Source organism: Methylobacterium iners (assembly GCF_022179305.1).
GTDB classification, from domain to species: Bacteria; Pseudomonadota; Alphaproteobacteria; order Rhizobiales; family Beijerinckiaceae; genus Methylobacterium; species Methylobacterium iners.
Window position 1 is genome coordinate 34,330 of record NZ_BPQP01000033.1, and the last position, 14,475, is coordinate 48,804.

At 69.5% G+C, this 14,475-nt stretch carries 14 protein-coding genes; 7 read left to right on the forward strand and 7 right to left on the reverse strand.

From position 1 onward, the window contains the following. The first annotated feature begins 105 nt into the window (after nt 1-105). Nucleotides 106-1,230 carry a PA0069 family radical SAM protein gene (locus MFF55_RS11545; protein ID WP_238244237.1) on the forward strand — a complete coding sequence of 375 codons (1,125 nt, stop codon included), beginning with the start codon at nt 106-108 and terminating at the stop codon, nt 1,228-1,230. Here the strand turns inward: MFF55_RS11545 and rnhB are convergent. Beyond that, nucleotides 1,210-1,863: a ribonuclease HII gene (rnhB, locus tag MFF55_RS11550; protein ID WP_238244238.1), complete on the reverse strand. Its 654-nt coding sequence runs from the start codon at nt 1,861-1,863 to the stop codon at nt 1,210-1,212. The genes MFF55_RS11545 and rnhB overlap by 21 nt on opposite strands. A gap of 6 nt (nt 1,864-1,869) precedes the next feature. Further along, the gene (locus tag MFF55_RS11555) at nt 1,870-2,613 is read right to left on the reverse strand and encodes an SDR family oxidoreductase (RefSeq protein ID WP_238244239.1); all 744 of its coding nucleotides are present in this window, start codon (nt 2,611-2,613) and stop codon (nt 1,870-1,872) included. 267 nt (nt 2,614-2,880) lie between these two features. Between MFF55_RS11555 and MFF55_RS11560 the strand changes: the two genes are divergently transcribed. Continuing rightward, a complete protein-coding gene (locus MFF55_RS11560; RefSeq protein ID WP_238244240.1) occupies nt 2,881-3,285 on the forward strand; it encodes a hypothetical protein in 405 nt (134 codons plus the stop codon). Nucleotides 3,286-3,390: 105 nt separating this feature from the next. On the opposite strand, the gene MFF55_RS11565 is transcribed toward MFF55_RS11560, so the two are convergent. From MFF55_RS11565 to MFF55_RS11575, 3 genes are all read right to left on the reverse strand, one after another. After that, nucleotides 3,391-4,251 carry a DMT family transporter gene (locus MFF55_RS11565; RefSeq protein WP_238244241.1) on the reverse strand — a complete coding sequence of 287 codons (861 nt, stop codon included), beginning with the start codon at nt 4,249-4,251 and terminating at the stop codon, nt 3,391-3,393. Between the two features lie 122 nt (nt 4,252-4,373). After that, entirely contained in the window at nt 4,374-5,006 is a 633-nt protein-coding gene (locus MFF55_RS11570; RefSeq protein WP_238244242.1) for a hypothetical protein, read from the reverse strand. A gap of 457 nt (nt 5,007-5,463) precedes the next feature. After that, nucleotides 5,464-6,528, reverse strand: coding sequence for an SDR family oxidoreductase (locus MFF55_RS11575; RefSeq protein WP_238244243.1), 1,065 nt, complete (start codon nt 6,526-6,528; stop codon nt 5,464-5,466). Nucleotides 6,529-6,619: 91 nt separating this feature from the next. Here MFF55_RS11575 and MFF55_RS11580 point away from each other — a divergent pair, with 91 nt between their 5' ends. Next, complete coding sequence (locus MFF55_RS11580) at nt 6,620-7,960, forward strand: TAXI family TRAP transporter solute-binding subunit (protein ID WP_238244244.1); 1,341 nt, start codon at nt 6,620-6,622, stop codon at nt 7,958-7,960. Between the two features lie 29 nt (nt 7,961-7,989). Here MFF55_RS11580 and MFF55_RS11585 read toward each other — a convergent pair whose 3' ends face one another. Together MFF55_RS11585 and MFF55_RS11590 are read right to left on the reverse strand one after the other, a co-directional pair. Beyond that, nucleotides 7,990-9,063, reverse strand: coding sequence for a glycosyltransferase family 4 protein (locus MFF55_RS11585; protein ID WP_238244245.1), 1,074 nt, complete (start codon nt 9,061-9,063; stop codon nt 7,990-7,992). After that, on the reverse strand, nt 9,060-9,833 hold the full coding sequence (locus tag MFF55_RS11590) for a UDP-2,3-diacylglucosamine diphosphatase (RefSeq protein ID WP_373874794.1): 774 nt from the start codon (nt 9,831-9,833) through the stop codon (nt 9,060-9,062). The genes MFF55_RS11585 and MFF55_RS11590 overlap by 4 nt, the downstream gene beginning before the upstream one ends. A gap of 613 nt (nt 9,834-10,446) precedes the next feature. On the opposite strand from MFF55_RS11590, the gene MFF55_RS11595 reads away from it, so the two are divergent. The 4 genes from MFF55_RS11595 (at nt 10,447) to fchA (ending at nt 14,414) form a co-directional block, all read left to right on the forward strand. Then, complete coding sequence (locus MFF55_RS11595) at nt 10,447-11,655, forward strand: aminotransferase class V-fold PLP-dependent enzyme (RefSeq protein WP_238244247.1); 1,209 nt, start codon at nt 10,447-10,449, stop codon at nt 11,653-11,655. 102 nt (nt 11,656-11,757) lie between these two features. Next, nucleotides 11,758-12,702, forward strand: a complete 945-nt coding sequence (locus MFF55_RS11600; RefSeq protein WP_238244248.1) for a D-2-hydroxyacid dehydrogenase — start codon at nt 11,758-11,760, stop codon at nt 12,700-12,702. 219 nt (nt 12,703-12,921) lie between these two features. Then, nucleotides 12,922-13,785 carry an NADP-dependent methylenetetrahydromethanopterin/methylenetetrahydrofolate dehydrogenase gene (locus tag MFF55_RS11605; protein ID WP_238244249.1) on the forward strand — a complete coding sequence of 288 codons (864 nt, stop codon included), beginning with the start codon at nt 12,922-12,924 and terminating at the stop codon, nt 13,783-13,785. Nucleotides 13,786-13,787: 2 nt separating this feature from the next. Further along, a complete protein-coding gene (gene fchA / locus MFF55_RS11610; protein ID WP_238244250.1) occupies nt 13,788-14,414 on the forward strand; it encodes a methenyltetrahydrofolate cyclohydrolase in 627 nt (208 codons plus the stop codon). The last annotated feature ends 61 nt before the right edge of the window (nt 14,415-14,475 follow it).

Here is a 14,475-nt window from a genome sequence, read left to right on the forward strand (position 1 = left end):
CAGACGGCCTCAAAAGCGGAAAGCCTGAAATTTGAGCACTCGCGCTCCGGAATGTTCCTTATGTGTTCTCTCCGTGCCACCCGCGCGCACGGAGATTCTCCCGCGATGCCAGACCGCCAGCCGGATCGCCTCGCGCCCGGGAACGGCCCCGACCGACGCCTCGCAGGCACGACGCGCCCTGCGGAGGAACGCCGCGGGCGGGGCGCCACCGCCAACCCGGGCGCGCGCTACGAGCGGGCGCAGACCGAAGCCTTCGACGACGGCTGGGACCGCGAGGAGGCGCCGGCGCGTCTGCGGACGGAGGTGGCGCGCGAGCAGGCGCGGACGATCCTCACCCGCAACAGCTCGCCCGACATCCCCTTCGACCGATCGATCAACCCGTATCGAGGCTGCGAGCACGGCTGCGTCTACTGCTTCGCCCGGCCGAACCACGCCTATGTCGGCCTGTCGCCGGGCCTCGATTTCGAGACGCGGCTCTTCGCTAAGCTCAACGCCGCCGAATGCCTCGAAGCGGAGTTGTCGGCGCGGGGCTACCGGCCGCGCACGATCGCGCTGGGGACGGCCACCGATCCCTACCAGCCGATCGAGCGCGAGCACCGGATCACGCGGGGCGTGCTCAAGGTCCTGTCGCGCTTCCGTCATCCGGTGGGGATCGTCACGAAGTCGAACCTCGTCGTGCGCGACGTCGACATCCTGGCGGAGATGGCGGCGCGCAACCTCGTCAAGGTCGCGATCTCGGTGACCACCCTCGACCCGGTGCTGGCCCGGGGGATGGAGCCGCGGGCGCCCCATCCCGAGAAGCGCCTGGCGGCGATCCGGGCCTTGAGCGCGGCGGGCATCCCGGTCATGGCGATCATGGCCCCGATCATCCCCTCGCTGAACGATCACGAGATTGAGGCGCTCCTGGCCCGGGTCCGCGAGGCCGGCGCGGGCGAGGCGAACTACGTGCTGCTGCGCCTACCGCTCGAGCTCGACGACCTCGTCTCGGACTGGCTCGGCGAGCACTATCCCGGGCGGCAGCGCCACGTCCTCTCGCTGGTGCGGCAGGCGCGGGGCGGCAAGGCCTACGATGCCGAGTGGGGCCGGCGCATGACCGGCGCGGGCCGCTACGCCGAGCTGATCGCGGCGCGGTTCCGCCTCGCCAAGCGCCGGCTGGGCTTCACCGAGACGCGCGTGACCCTGGACGACTCGCAGTTCCTCGCCCCGAGCTCACAGCTCGCCTTGTTCTGAAACGCCCTCGTATCGGCCGGTGAAGCTCACCCGGTGGTGCGGCGAACGGCCGAGGCGCGCGAGGCCGTCGAGGTGCAGGCGGGTGCCGTAGCCGGCATTGCGCTCCCAGCCATAGGCGGGGTGTCGGGCGGCGAGCCGGTGCATCAGGGCATCGCGCACGGTCTTGGCCACGATCGAGGCCGCGGCGATCTGCGGGACCAGCCGGTCGCCACCGACGATGGCGCGGCAGGTCTGGTCGAGGCCGGGCACGCCGTCGCGGCCGTCGACGAGCACGGGGGCGTCGAGACCGAGCCTGAGAACCGCGCGCCGCATCGCGTCGAGCGTCGCGGCCCGGACATTGATCCGGTCGACCAGCGCCCGCGACCCCGCCGCCAGGGCGAGGCGGGCATGGGCCCGGATCAGCGGCGTCAGGGCCTCGCGCTCGGCCGGGTCGAGGCGCTTGCTGTCGTCGAGGCGGGCGAGCAGCGCCCCGGGGAAGCGAGCCGGATCGAACCACACGGCCGCGACCATCACCGGCCCGCACAGCGCCCCGCGTCCGACCTCGTCGCAGCCGATGACGGCGGGATACTCGGCCTCGGGATCGAAGGCCGGCGGCGGCCTCGCCTTGGTCCGGCGGAGGACGGCGCTGTCCATGCCGGCTCAGCGCCCGCCGGCGACATCGAGGATGGCGCCCGTGGTATAGGAGGCGGCCTCGCTCAGGAGCCAGACAATGGCCTCGGCCACCTCCTCCGGCCGACCCGGGCGCCGCATTGGGGTACCGGCGCCAAGCCTCTGGGCGCGCCTGGGCTCGCCGCCGCTCGCGTGAAGCTCGGTCTCGATGAGGCCCGGCCGCACCGCGTTGACCCGCACGCCCCCGCCGGCGAGCTCCTTCGACAGGCCGATCGCGAGGGTGTCCAGCGCCGCCTTCGAGCCGGCGTAGTCGACGAACTCGAAGGGCGAGCCAAGGCGGGCCGCAGCGGAGGAGACGAGCACGATCGACCCGCCCCGTCCGCCACGATCCCGGGACAGAACCCGCGCCGCCTGCCGCGCGCAGAGATAGGCGCCGAGCACGTTGACCTCGAACATGCGCCTGAGCCGGTCCAGTTCCATCTCGGCCAGAGGCATGGACGGGGCGACGATGCCGGCATTGACCACGACGCCGTCGAGCCCGCCGAAGGCGGCCTGCACGGCATCGAACAGGGCGAGGACGTCGAGCTCGACCGAAACGTCCCCGCGCAGGGCCAAGGCCTGCCCGCCAGCCGCGCGCACCGCTTCCAACGTCTCCTGCGCAGCGGCCTCATTGCCGACGTAGTTGATCGCGACCGACCACCCGCGCGCCCCGGCCAGGATGGCGGTCGCGCGCCCGATGCCCCGGGCGCCGCCGGTGATGAGGATCGCCGTCATGCAGGATCTCTACCCTCCGCTCGCGTAGCGGCAAAGGCCGGTGATCCGCCGTTCCCCGGCGATGATGCGGTCCGCCTCACGACGGCGTCACCCTCATCCCAAAGGATGACGTGAGGACAGACCTCGCAAGTGTTACGATCGAGCGAACACGGTGGACAACGTCACGTCCCCAGTCACGCGGCCGGAACCGGAACCGATGCTGGTGTGATGTCCAATGCATCCGATCCTGGCTACTGGGACCGGCTCCAACGTGGAGCGCGTCGGGACATGTCGAAGAACCTGGGTCATCGCCTGCGGGAGCAGGATGCGGAGCGCCAGCGGACCGGCCAGGAGGCGGTGTGGGCGCGCGAAGCGCTGACGCCGGAAGCCTACACGGAGAACGAGGCGAAGCTCGCCGCCCTGTTCGAGAGGGCCAAGAGCTCCGTGACCTATGCCGTCAGCCGCAACCGGACGGTCAAGCGGGTCACCATGGACGATGCGCCGCCCTTCGTGATTTCGGAGAAGCTCCCCAGCAACCCGAAGCACCCCTACCACCACATCTTCAGGGATTACGATGCCTGGGGCGAGGAGAACGGCCTGATCCTCGATTTCCGCTACCAGCACGATGGCGGCGGGCTGCGCGGATGGTACGAAATCGCCTTCGTGCCGCGCTGGGACCTGTCTTCGGCATAGGGTCCGACGCTTGGTAGGCCCTCCCTCTGATGAACTCGTCAGCGCGTGCCCTCCCTTGCGAGGAGGAGTTCGGGATGGGGTGGTCCCGCCTAGCGCCGAGCAGGGTCACGCGAACCGTTTCGCGCCGGCCACGCACAGCACCACCAAGGCCGTCACGAAAACCATCGTCCAAGCGATCGGCTCACCCAGGAGCAGCCCCGCGAGCGACAGTCCGAAGAAGGGCTGGAGCAACTGGAGCTGGCCGACGCCGGCGATGCCGCCGAGCGCCAGCCCGCGGTACCAGAACACGAAGCCCACCAGCATGCTGAACACCGAGACATAGGCGAGCCCGGCCCAGGCCGGCAGCGTGATCCCGGCCCACACCTCCGGCAGGCTCGCCAGCGCGACGACCGCCGTCACGGGCAATGCCAGCATCAGGGCCCAGGAGATGACCTGCCAGCCACCGAGCCGGCGGGACAGCGTCGCGCCCTCCGCATAGCCCAGGCCGCAGAGCAGGACCGCCGCCACCATCAGGAGATCGCCGGCAAGCGAGGCGCTGCCGGTCTGCGCGAGCGCGAAGCCCGCGACCAGCGCGGCGCCGGCGACGGAGAACAGCCAGAAGGCCGGCCTCGGCCTCTCCCCGCCGCGCAGGACGCCGAAGAGCGCGGTCGCCAGCGGCAGCAGGCCGATGAACACGATCGAGTGCGCCGAGGTCATATGCTGGAGCGCCAGCGCCGTCAGCAGCGGGAAGCCGATCACGACGCCCAGCGCCACGATGGCGAGCGAGCCGAGGTCGCCGCGGCCCGGGCGTCTCTGCCTGAGCGCCAGCAGCAGCGCTGCCCCGAGCAGGGCGGCGATAACCGCCCGGGACGACGTCAGGAAGACCGGCGTGAAGCCGCCGACCGCGACGCGCGTGGCCGGCAGCGAGCCGCTGAAGATGATCACGCCGAGGAGGCCGCTGCCCCAGGCATCCGTCGTGCGCCGCATCGCTGTCCCTTCGACGCCGAACGATAGGGCCGGAGGGGTCGGTCAGGGCAGGGACGGTGCCGCACGGTTCGACCGAACTGTACGGCTCGATGAGCCCGCACACTTGGACGCCGAGGGCGCGGTCAGGGTGGACCGAACATCGCGTAGCCGACGGGAAACCGTCGGTTCAGCTCGGTGAGTGTGTCGGGCCGGATCGCCGCCACCAGCAGCATCTGGTATCCGGGATCGGCGCAGACGAGTTCCCTCGGGTCGTCCGCCCGCGCGAAGGCTGCCAGCGCCGTGCAGAGATCAGGTGGCGGGTATTTCACGCGATAGTGGCACGTCACGCTCTCGCGGCGATCTTCGATCGGGAACGTGACGACGGCCTCCCCCTCCCAATCATCGCGCGGCAGGGTGACGAGGACGTCGGGCTCGCCCACCTCGTGACCGAGCGACGTCAGGATCGACGCGGTGATCGCGGCAAGAAGCTCGCCGTCGTATTCCACGTGGACGGGAATGAAAGTGATACGACGCGGCTCGAAGCCATGGTCGTGAAGGGCGGCCAGCGAGGCGAGCGCCTCGAGGAAGCCGACGGGCTCCCCAGGAAAATAGTGCTGCGCGGCGTCCCACATCGTCCCGGCATCCACCTCGCCCGGGGTCAGCGCCCCGGCACTCTCGAGCGCTGCGATCGTCGTCGCGAGAGCGTGCCGTTCCTCGGATGTCGGCTCGCCGAAATCATCGTCGGCGCTGCGCGGTACGGGGAGGACGGCCGCCACCTCGCCACCGCTTCGCCGGACGACGCTCGGTCTTCCTGGCCCTTGCGTCGTCGGGCTCTTCCGCAAGGCTGCGCAGCCGAGCCCGACGAAGCCGGCGCAGAGCGCGAGGCAGATCCAATCCGTCAGGTCGAGTGGCCGCGATAAGGCGACGATGGCCAGCCCCGACAGCGCGAAGAAGGCCGTCGCGCCGTAGAGTTCGCGTCTGGATGCCAGCTTCGCCTCCTCGTCATCGCGCGACCCGCGGCGTGACGTCGTGCGAGCGGCGGCTTTCGACCGGGCTTTCCCCTAGCGGTCCTTTACGGCGTCGCAGTGGCCTTGCGCCGGAAGCCTGACTTGAGCAGCGCCGCCAAGATGCCGTGCTTCGTCAGCCCGTCACGGGCCCTTCCGCCCGCCCGCGAGGCTCGGCGGCGAAACGCGACGGGTCGGTCCGGGACGCGACCGAGAGGGGTCCGCCGACCTACGGGATGATGCGCGTGGCTCGCAGCCGCGCGAACAGGTCGAGGAAGGCGTCGTCGGTGGGCTGATAATCGAGGAAGCCGAACCGGCGACTCTTGCTCATGTCGGTCACGACCTCGATCGGGCGGCCGAGATCCGCATCCGTGTGCCAAGCCGAGGCGAGACGCCCGAGATCTGGCTCGGCGAGGCCGTGCCGGGCCGCGAGATCCGCCCAGAGAGGTGCATCGCCCTTCATCTGCGCCTCCAACGGACGGACCGTCCCGTCGAAGGGAACCGGTTCCAGACCGAACCACTCCGCGATGCGGACCCACATCCAGCTCCAGCGGAAGACGTCGCCGTTCACGACGTTGAAGGCCTGGTTGCGCGCCGCCGGCGTGGCGGCGGCCCAGGCGAGGTGGCGGGCGAGCAGCCGCGCATCCGTCATGTCGGTCAGGCCGTTCCACTGGGCGGCCGAGCCGGGATAGCGGAACGGCTGGCCGGTCTCCCGGCAGAGGGTGGCGTAGGTCGCCAGGGTCACGCCCATGTTCATGGCGTTGCCCAGCGCGTAGCCGATGATTGTGTGCGGCCGGTGCACGCTCCAGCCGAAGCCGTCCCGTTCGGCCGCGGCGAAGACCTCGTCCTCCTGCGCGTAGTAGAAGTTCTCGACGTCGAGCCGTGGCTGTTCCTCCCGGAACGGGGTCGCCGGCAGGGCGCCCTGTCCGTAGGCCTCGAAGGGGCCGAGATAGTGTTTGAGCCCGGTCACGAGACCGACATGGGTCACGCTTCCGCCGGGGCGCAGGGCATCGAGCAGGTTGCGCACCATCGCTGCGTTGACGCGGATGTTCTCCGCCTCCGTCGGCTGGCGCAGCCAGGTCGTGATGAAGACGTGACTCGGGCGAAGCTGTCCAACCGCACTCGCCAGGCCGGCCGGGTCCGTGAGGTCGGCCGCGACCGGCCGGACCCCCGCGATGTCTGCGGGAGGGCGCCGCGCGAGCCCATCCACCGACCATCCGGCCTGTACGAGGTGCCGGGCCAAGTTGTTGCCGACAATCCCGCTCACCCCGGCTACCAAGGCCGCTCCGTTCATCGTCGTCTCCGCTGGCTTGTTGACGGGCCGAAGCCGCGGCGCGGACGGGGTTTGCGCACCGACCGGCCTGGGCGAAAGGGTGTGAGTGACGATGTCAAAGCATCCGCGGAGACGGGAGTTCCTTCTTCTCGCCATCACCATCCTCCTGGTGCTGGCGGCGGCGGGCGCCGTCTACCTGTCACAGGCAACGACCCTGACGGTCGCGGTGGCGCCCAGCGGCGGCACCGAGCCGGCGCTGATCAAGGCGTACGCGGAGGCGCTGACGCGGCGCGGCAAGAGCGTTCGCCTCAAGATCCTGCCCTTCGACGGCGTGCGCGAGAGTGCCGAGGCCCTCCAGGCCGGCAAGGCCGACCTCGCCGTGGTGCGACCCGACGTGTTCCTGCCTCAGAATGGCCTGACCCTGGCGATCCTCCGCGATCAGGCCCTGATCATCGCCGCCCCCTCCGCCTCGGGGATCGACGCCGTTCCCGGCCTCGCCGGCAAGCGTCTCGGGACCATCGCGCGGCGCGGCGCCGATCAGATGCTGATCAAGACGGTCATGGAGCATTACGGCCTGAGCCTCCTGCCGGAGCCCGCAACCGAGGCGCCGGGGGAGAAGAGCGTCGCCCTCGTTCCGGTCGAGGAGGACAAGCTCGCCCAGGCGCTCGCGGACAAGCAGATCGACGCCGTCGCCCTACTGACCACGCCCACGACGCCGGCCGCTCAGCGGATCGTCGGCAGCGTCGGGGCGGCGGGCCCGGACGGGAAGATCAACCTCTTCGGCGTCGCCGACGGTCCCGCGCTGATCGAGCGCTTTCCCCGGCTGCAGGCCGTCACGGTGGCGGCGGGGCTTTTCGGCGGCGATCCGCGCACGCCCGAGAGCGACCTGTCGACGCTCGGCGCGTCCTACCGCCTGATGGCCCGCTCCACCCTCTCGCGCAGCGTGGCGGCCTCCGTGACCCAGCACCTGTTCGAGATGCGCAGCGGCCTGGCCACCGAGGTGCCGGCCGCCAACTACGTCCTGGCGCCGAGCTACGACACGACGGCGGCGGCCACCAGCGCCAGGCTGCCGATCCATCCCGGCGCCATCGACTATTACGAGCGCGAGCAGCAGAGCTTCATCGAGCGCTACGAGACCTGGATCTACCTCGTCGCCTTCCTCGGCGGCGGCGTGGGCTCGGCCCTGGCCTGGCTCCGGCAGCGGGTGTTCCGGCTCAGGCGCGAGCGCATCGAGGTGGCCACCGAGCGCCTGCTCGACATCCAGTCCGAGGCGCGAAGCGGGGTGGATCAGACAAGACGCGAGGCGCTCGCCAGCGAGATCGACGATCTGGCTGCCGAGATCGTCCGCCACGCGGTCGAGCGGCCGACGGAGCTGCGCACGATCGAGGCCGCCGCGATAGCCGTCGACACGGCGCGCTCAACCGTGAGACGAGCATCGGGAGAGTGGGCGTAAGAGCGTCGGGTCTGGCCCGCAGCCCCGCCTCAGGCAGGCCGGACAGGCTCCACGGTGCCCGTCGCCACTCGAGGATCGCGGCGCTGGCGCGGCGGGCCGCTGGCATGGGCGACTTCGATGTTGCGGTAGAACTGGCGGGCGCTCTCGGCCCAGGTGTAGCGCAGGGCCTCCTCCCGGCAGCGCTCGCGCGGGATCTCGAGGGCGGCGAGCGCCGCGGCGCGCAGGTCGGCGTCGAGCACCCCCGCACCCGTCCCGCCGACGACGTCGAGGGGGCCGGTAACGGGGTAGGCCGCGACCGGCAGGCCCGAGGCCAGGGCCTCGAGGAGCACGATGCCGAAGGTGTCCGTGAGGCTCGGGAAGACGAAGACGTCGGCGGCCGCGTAGATCGCGGCGAGCTCAGCCCCGGTCTGGGTGCCGAGGAAGCGGGCGTTCGGGTCGATCCCGGCGAGACGCGCCCGGTCCGGCCCGTCGCCAACGACGACCTTGGTCCCGGGCAGCGAGAGATCGAGGAAGGCGCCGAGGTTCTTCTCGACGGCGAGCCGCCCGACGAACAGGAAGATCGGCCGCGGCAGCCCGGCGAGCGCGTCCGAGGCCTGCGGACGGAAGAGCTCCGTGTCGACCCCGCGCGTCCAGCGCAGGAGATTGGTGAAGCCGCGGGCGGAGAGATCCCGCTCGAGGGAGGGCGTCGAGACCATGGTGCCGCTCGATGCCCCGTGGAACCGGCGCAGCCAGGCGTAGCTCCAGGATTCCGGCACGGGCGCGCGGGCGGCGAGGTATTCGGGAAAGCGGGTATGGTAGCTCGTCGTGAAGGGTCGGCCATGCGCGAGGCAGTAGCGGCGGGTGGCGTAGCCGACCGTCCCCTCCGTGGCGATATGGACGTGGGTGGGGTTGAGGCCCGCCCAGCGCCGCGCGACCTTGGCCTTCGTCGCGTAGGAGAGGCGGATTTCCGGATAGCCCGGCAGCGGCACCGAGGCGAAGTCCTGGTGCGTCAGGAACACGGTCTCGAAGCCGAGCTGGCGGCCTGCCGCCGCCATGTGCTCCAGGGAGCGCACGACGCCGTTCACCTGCGGATGCCAGGCGTCGGTGGCGATGAGAAGCCTCACGCGACGGCCCGGCGCCCTTCGAGGGGGGCGTCGGCCGCCACGATTCCCGCATCGACCGCGCGCGCCCGCAGCAGGCTCGGATAGTGCAGGACCTCCATGCGGCCGTCGTAATGCTCGACGATGGCGGTGCAGGACTCCACCCAGTCGCCGGTGTTCAGGTAGGTCAGGCCGCCGATCTGGCGGTTGGCCGCGTGGTGGATGTGCCCGCAGATGACCCCGTCGGCGCCGACGCGCTTGGCCTCGGCCGCGAGCAGCTCCTCGAACTTGCCGATGAAGTTGACGGCGTTCTTGACCTTCAGCTTGGCCCAGGCCGAGAGCGACCAATAGGCGAGGCCGAGGCGGCGGCGCACGGTGTTCACGTAGGTGTTCACGAACAGCGCGAAGGTGTAGGCGCCGTCGCCCAGGAAGGCGAGCCACTTGGCGTGGCGCACCACCATGTCGAACTGGTCGCCGTGGATCACGAGGTAGCGCTTGCCGTCGGCCGCCTCGTGCAGGCGGTGGTCGGCGACCTCGATGCCGCCGAAGGTCATGCCAATGTAGTCGCGCAGGAACTCGTCGTGGTTGCCCGGCACGTAGACCAGGGTCGAGCCCTTGCGGACCTTGCGCAGGAGCTTCTGCACCACGTCGTTGTGGGCCTGCGGCCAATACCAGCCGGACTTGAGCTGCCATCCGTCGACGATGTCGCCCACGAGGTAGATCTCGTCGGCGTCGTAGTCGCGCAGGAAATCAAGGAGGAGCCCGGCCTGGCAGCCCTTGGTGCCGAGATGCATGTCGGACAGGAAGAGTGTCCGCACCCGCGTCGTCGTCTCAGCGTCTTCGGCCACGAACACCTCCGGGCTTCTCGAAGCTCGCGCCGAGCCAAATCGGATTTCCGTATCACTTTGATGACGCAGTGCGGGAGGGCTTGGTCCTGCTATCCAAGGCGAGAGTCATCCAGCTCTGAGACGCCGAAACGTCGGAGGGTTGCCGCACCCACAATTTTTTGAGTCGTCCGGACAAGTTTTTTCCGTTTTCCTTCCTGCGGGAACCCCGGCATAGTCCGGCCCAAGGTGACCCGCCGGGCACTGCGCGAAAGCGCATGCCCGGAGTCCGGCAAGGCGGCCGGAACGATCACCGGAGACAGGAAGGACGGTGCCTATGGCAATCGGAGCGCGCGTAACCGCGCGACCCGGCCCAGGGATGCAGGCTCAGGACGCACGAGCGCTGTCGCATGCCGTGATCGCCGTTGCCTTCGCTGGTTTTCCCATGATCTTGGTCGCAGCCCGGGTCGCTTCGAGGCAGGAGCGTGCGCGGTCGGCCCGTCGGCATCGTTGCCGGACATTCATCCCTTCGAGCATCGCACAGGCGTTCGGCTCGACACGTTAAGGAAACCGGAGAGACATCATGGCGGCAACGAGACGGCCTGGACGCAATCACCTGTTCGTGCCGGGTCCGACGAACATCCCGGACCGCGTGCAGCGGGCGATGCTGGTTCCCTCCGAGGACCATCGCTCGGTCGATTTCCCGGCCCTGACCAAGCCCCTGTTCACGGACACCAAGATGGTGTTCGGCTCCACCGACGGCACGATCATCCTGTTCCCGGCCTCCGGCACGGGCATCTGGGAGTCCGCGCTGACGAACACCCTGGCCCGCGGCGACAAGGTTCTTACCGCCCGCTACGGCCAGTTCAGCCATCTCTGGATCGACATGGCCCAGCGGCTGGGCCTCGACGTCATCGTGCAGGACGAGGAATGGGGCACCGGCGCCCACCCCGAGAAGATCGAAGAGGCCCTGCGCGCCGACAAGGGCCACGAGATCAAGGCCGTCATGGTCGTCCACAACGAGACCGCCACGGGCGTCACCAGCGACATCGGCGCCGTGCGCAAGGCCATCGACGCGGCCGGCCACCCGGCCCTGCTGTTCGTCGACGGCGTGTCCTCGATCGGGTCGCTGCCCTTCTACATGGACGATTGGCGGGTCGATTGCGCCATCGCCGGCTCGCAGAAGGGCCTGATGCTGCCCGCCGGCCTCGGCGTGATCTGCGTCAGCCCCAAGGCGCTCAAGACCGCCGAGGGCTCGGCCGGCCGCAACGACCGCCTGGGTCACGTCTACTTCGCCTGGGCCGACCACCTGAAGCAGAACCCGGGCGGCTACTTCCCCTACACGCCCTCGCTGCCGCTGCTCTACGGCCTGCGCGAGGCGCTCGCCTGCCTCAAGGAGGAAGGCCTCGAGAACGTCTACCACCGGCACCACGTGCTCGGTGAGGCGACCCGTCAGGCCGTGGCGGCCTGGGGTCTCAAGACCTGCGCCAAGGAGCCCAAGTGGAACTCCGACACGGTCACCGCGATCCTGGCGCCCGAGGGCGTCGACGCCGCCGCGATCATCAAGCACGCCTACACCCGCTACAACTTGGCGCTCGGCGCAGGCCTCAGCCAGGTCGCGGGCAAGGTCTTCCGCATCGGGCATGTCGGCGACCTGAACGAGCTCTCGCTACTCGGCGCCATCGCCGGCGCCGAGATGTCGATGCTCGACAACGGCGTGAAGGTGCAGCCCGGCTCCGGCGTCGCCGCCGCGTCGAGCTACCTGCGCGAGAACCCGCTCTCGAAGTCCTGAGCCCGATGACCGGGGCCGGCCACTCGCGCCGGCCCCGGTTCTCACCCGACCATGCGTATGTAAGTCCGCCCCGATGGGCGCGGACCGTGACCGAGGGTGCAAATGGCGCACAAGATCGTCTTTCTCGACCGTGAATCCCTCGACGCGAAGGTCAAGCCCTTCAGCTTTCCTCACGAATACATCGAGCACGAGTCGACCTGGACGCCGGAGGACGTCGTCGCGCGCCTTCAGGGCGCCTCCATCGCGATCATCAACAAGGTGCCGATGCGCGAGGCGGCCCTGGCGCAGCTCCCCGACCTCAAGCTGATCGCGGTGGCCGCCACCGGCACGGACGTCGTCGACAAGGCCGCCGCCAAGGCGCGGGGCATCACCGTCGTCAACATCCGCAACTACGCCTTCAACACCGTTCCCGAGCACGTCATCGCGCTCATCTTCGCGCTGCGCCGCGCCATCGTGCCCTACGCCAACTCGGTCCGTCGGGGCGATTGGGCGAAGTCGACCCAGTTCTGCTACTTCGACTACCCGATCCACGACATCGCCGGCTCGACGCTGGGCATCGTCGGCTACGGGGCGCTAGGCAAGTCCATCGCCAAGCGGGCCGAGGCGCTCGGCATGAAGGTCATCGCCTACGACGTCTTCCCGCAGGACGGCCTCGTCGATTTCGAGACGATCCTGACCGAGTCCGACGTCATCACGCTGCACGCGCCGTTGACACCCGAGACCAAGAACATGATCGGCCGCGAGCAGCTCGCGAAGATGAAGCGGCACGCCATCCTCATCAACACGGCGCGCGGCGGCCTCGTCGACGAGGAGGCACTGGCCGAGGCGCTGAAGGCCGGCACGATCGGCGGCGCGGGCTTCGACGTCGTCGTGAACGAACCGCCCAAGGCCGGCAACGTGCTCTGCGACCTCGACCTGCCCAACCTCATCGTGACGCCCCACGTCGCCTGGGCGAGCAAGGAGGCGATGCAGATCCTTTCCGACCAGCTCGTGGACAACATCGAGGCCTTCGTCGCGGGCAAGCCGCAGAACGTGGTGGAGGCCTAAGGGAGGCGGCTGGGTCACAGACCGCCCCCTTTGTCATTCCAGGGCTGCGAAGCAGAACCCAGAGCCGCTGACGCGGCAGGCTGAGAACCGCCGGCGGTTCCGGGTTCCGGGCTCGCCTGCGGCGCACTGGAATGGCGAGGGCTCTAAGGCGGCTACGTCGAGTACGCTGAATCAACTGAGAAAGAGCGACCGCGCCGTGACGCGGGCAGAGGAAACGAAATGACCAAGAAACTGCTGTTCCAGTTCGATACCGACCCGGTCCCGAGCGTGTTCGACACGGTGGTCGGCTACGATGGCGGCGCCGACCACATCACCGGCTACGGCAACGTCACGACGGAGAATGTCGGAGCGCTGGTCGACGGCACGATCTACACCCGCGGCGGTTCCGAGAAGAAGGGCACCGCCATCTTCGTCGGCGGCGGCAACATGGCGGCCGGCGAAGCGGTGTTTGAGGCGGTGAAGAAGCGCTTCTTCGGGCCCTTCCGCGTCTCCTGCATGCTCGATTCCAACGGCTCCAACACCACGGCCGCCGCCGGCGTCGCGCTGGTGGTCAAGGCCGCGGGCTCCGTCCAGGGCAAGAAGGCGGTGGTGCTGGCCGGGACCGGTCCCGTGGGCATGCGCTCGGCGGCCCTGCTCGCCCGGGAGGGCGCCGAGGTCGTGCTGACTGCCCGCCAGGAGGCTCGCGCCCAGGAGGCCGCCGACGCGATCAACAAGCGCTTCAAGGTGAACATCACGGCCGCCGCGACGCCGGATGCCGCGTCGCGCGCCCAGGTCGTCAAGGGCGCCAACCTCGTCTTCGCGGCCGGCGCCATCGGCATCGAGCTGCTCGCCGAATCCGACTGGAAGGACGAGGCGAGCATCGCGTTCATCGCCGATTACAACGCCCAGCCCCCGCTCGGCTTCGGCGGCATCGAGGCGATGGACAAGGGCAAGGAACGCCACGGCAAGCACGTCTTCGGGGCCCTCGGCATCGGCGGCCTCAAGCTCAAGCTCCACCGCGCCTGCGTCGGCAAACTCTTCGAGAACACCGAGACGGTGTTCGACGCCGAGGAGATCTACGCCCTCGCCAAGTCGATGGCCTGATCATGGCGGGCAACGAGACGATCCAGGGCTTCCTCGACGGGCTGGCGAGCTCGGCCCCGACGCCCGGCGGCGGCGGTGCCGCCGCCATCCACGGCGCCATGGGCGCCGCGCTGCTCAGCATGGTGTGCAACCTAACCATCGGCAAGAAGAAGTACGTCGAGGTCGAGGCCGAGCTTCGGGAGGTCCTGGCGAAGTCCGAGGCCCTGCGCGCCGAGCTCACCGGCATGATCGCCGACGACGTCGAGGCCTTTGACGCCGTCATGGCCGCCTACGGGCTGCCGAAAGGAACCGACGACGAGAAGGCCGCGCGGGCGGAAAAAATCCAGGAGGCGCTCAAGGTCGCCACCGACGTTCCGCTCGCCTGCTGCCGGGTCTGCCGGCAGGTGATCGACCTCGCGCAGGTCGTGGCCGAGAAGGGCAATCTCAACGTCATCTCGGATGCGGGCGTGGCCGTGCTCTCCGCCCATGCGGGCCTGCGCAGCGCCGCGCTCAACGTCTACGTCAACGCCAAGGGCCTCGACGACCGCGCCTTCGCCGAGGCGCGCCTGTCGGAGCTCGAAGGACTGCTCGGCGATGCAGGCCCGCTCAACGAACGCATCTATGAGATCGTCAAGACCAAGGTGAACTGAGCCGGTTCACTGAATTCAATAAGCATTCCACTGCCCCTCAAGGCAGACTTGAAAGAGAATG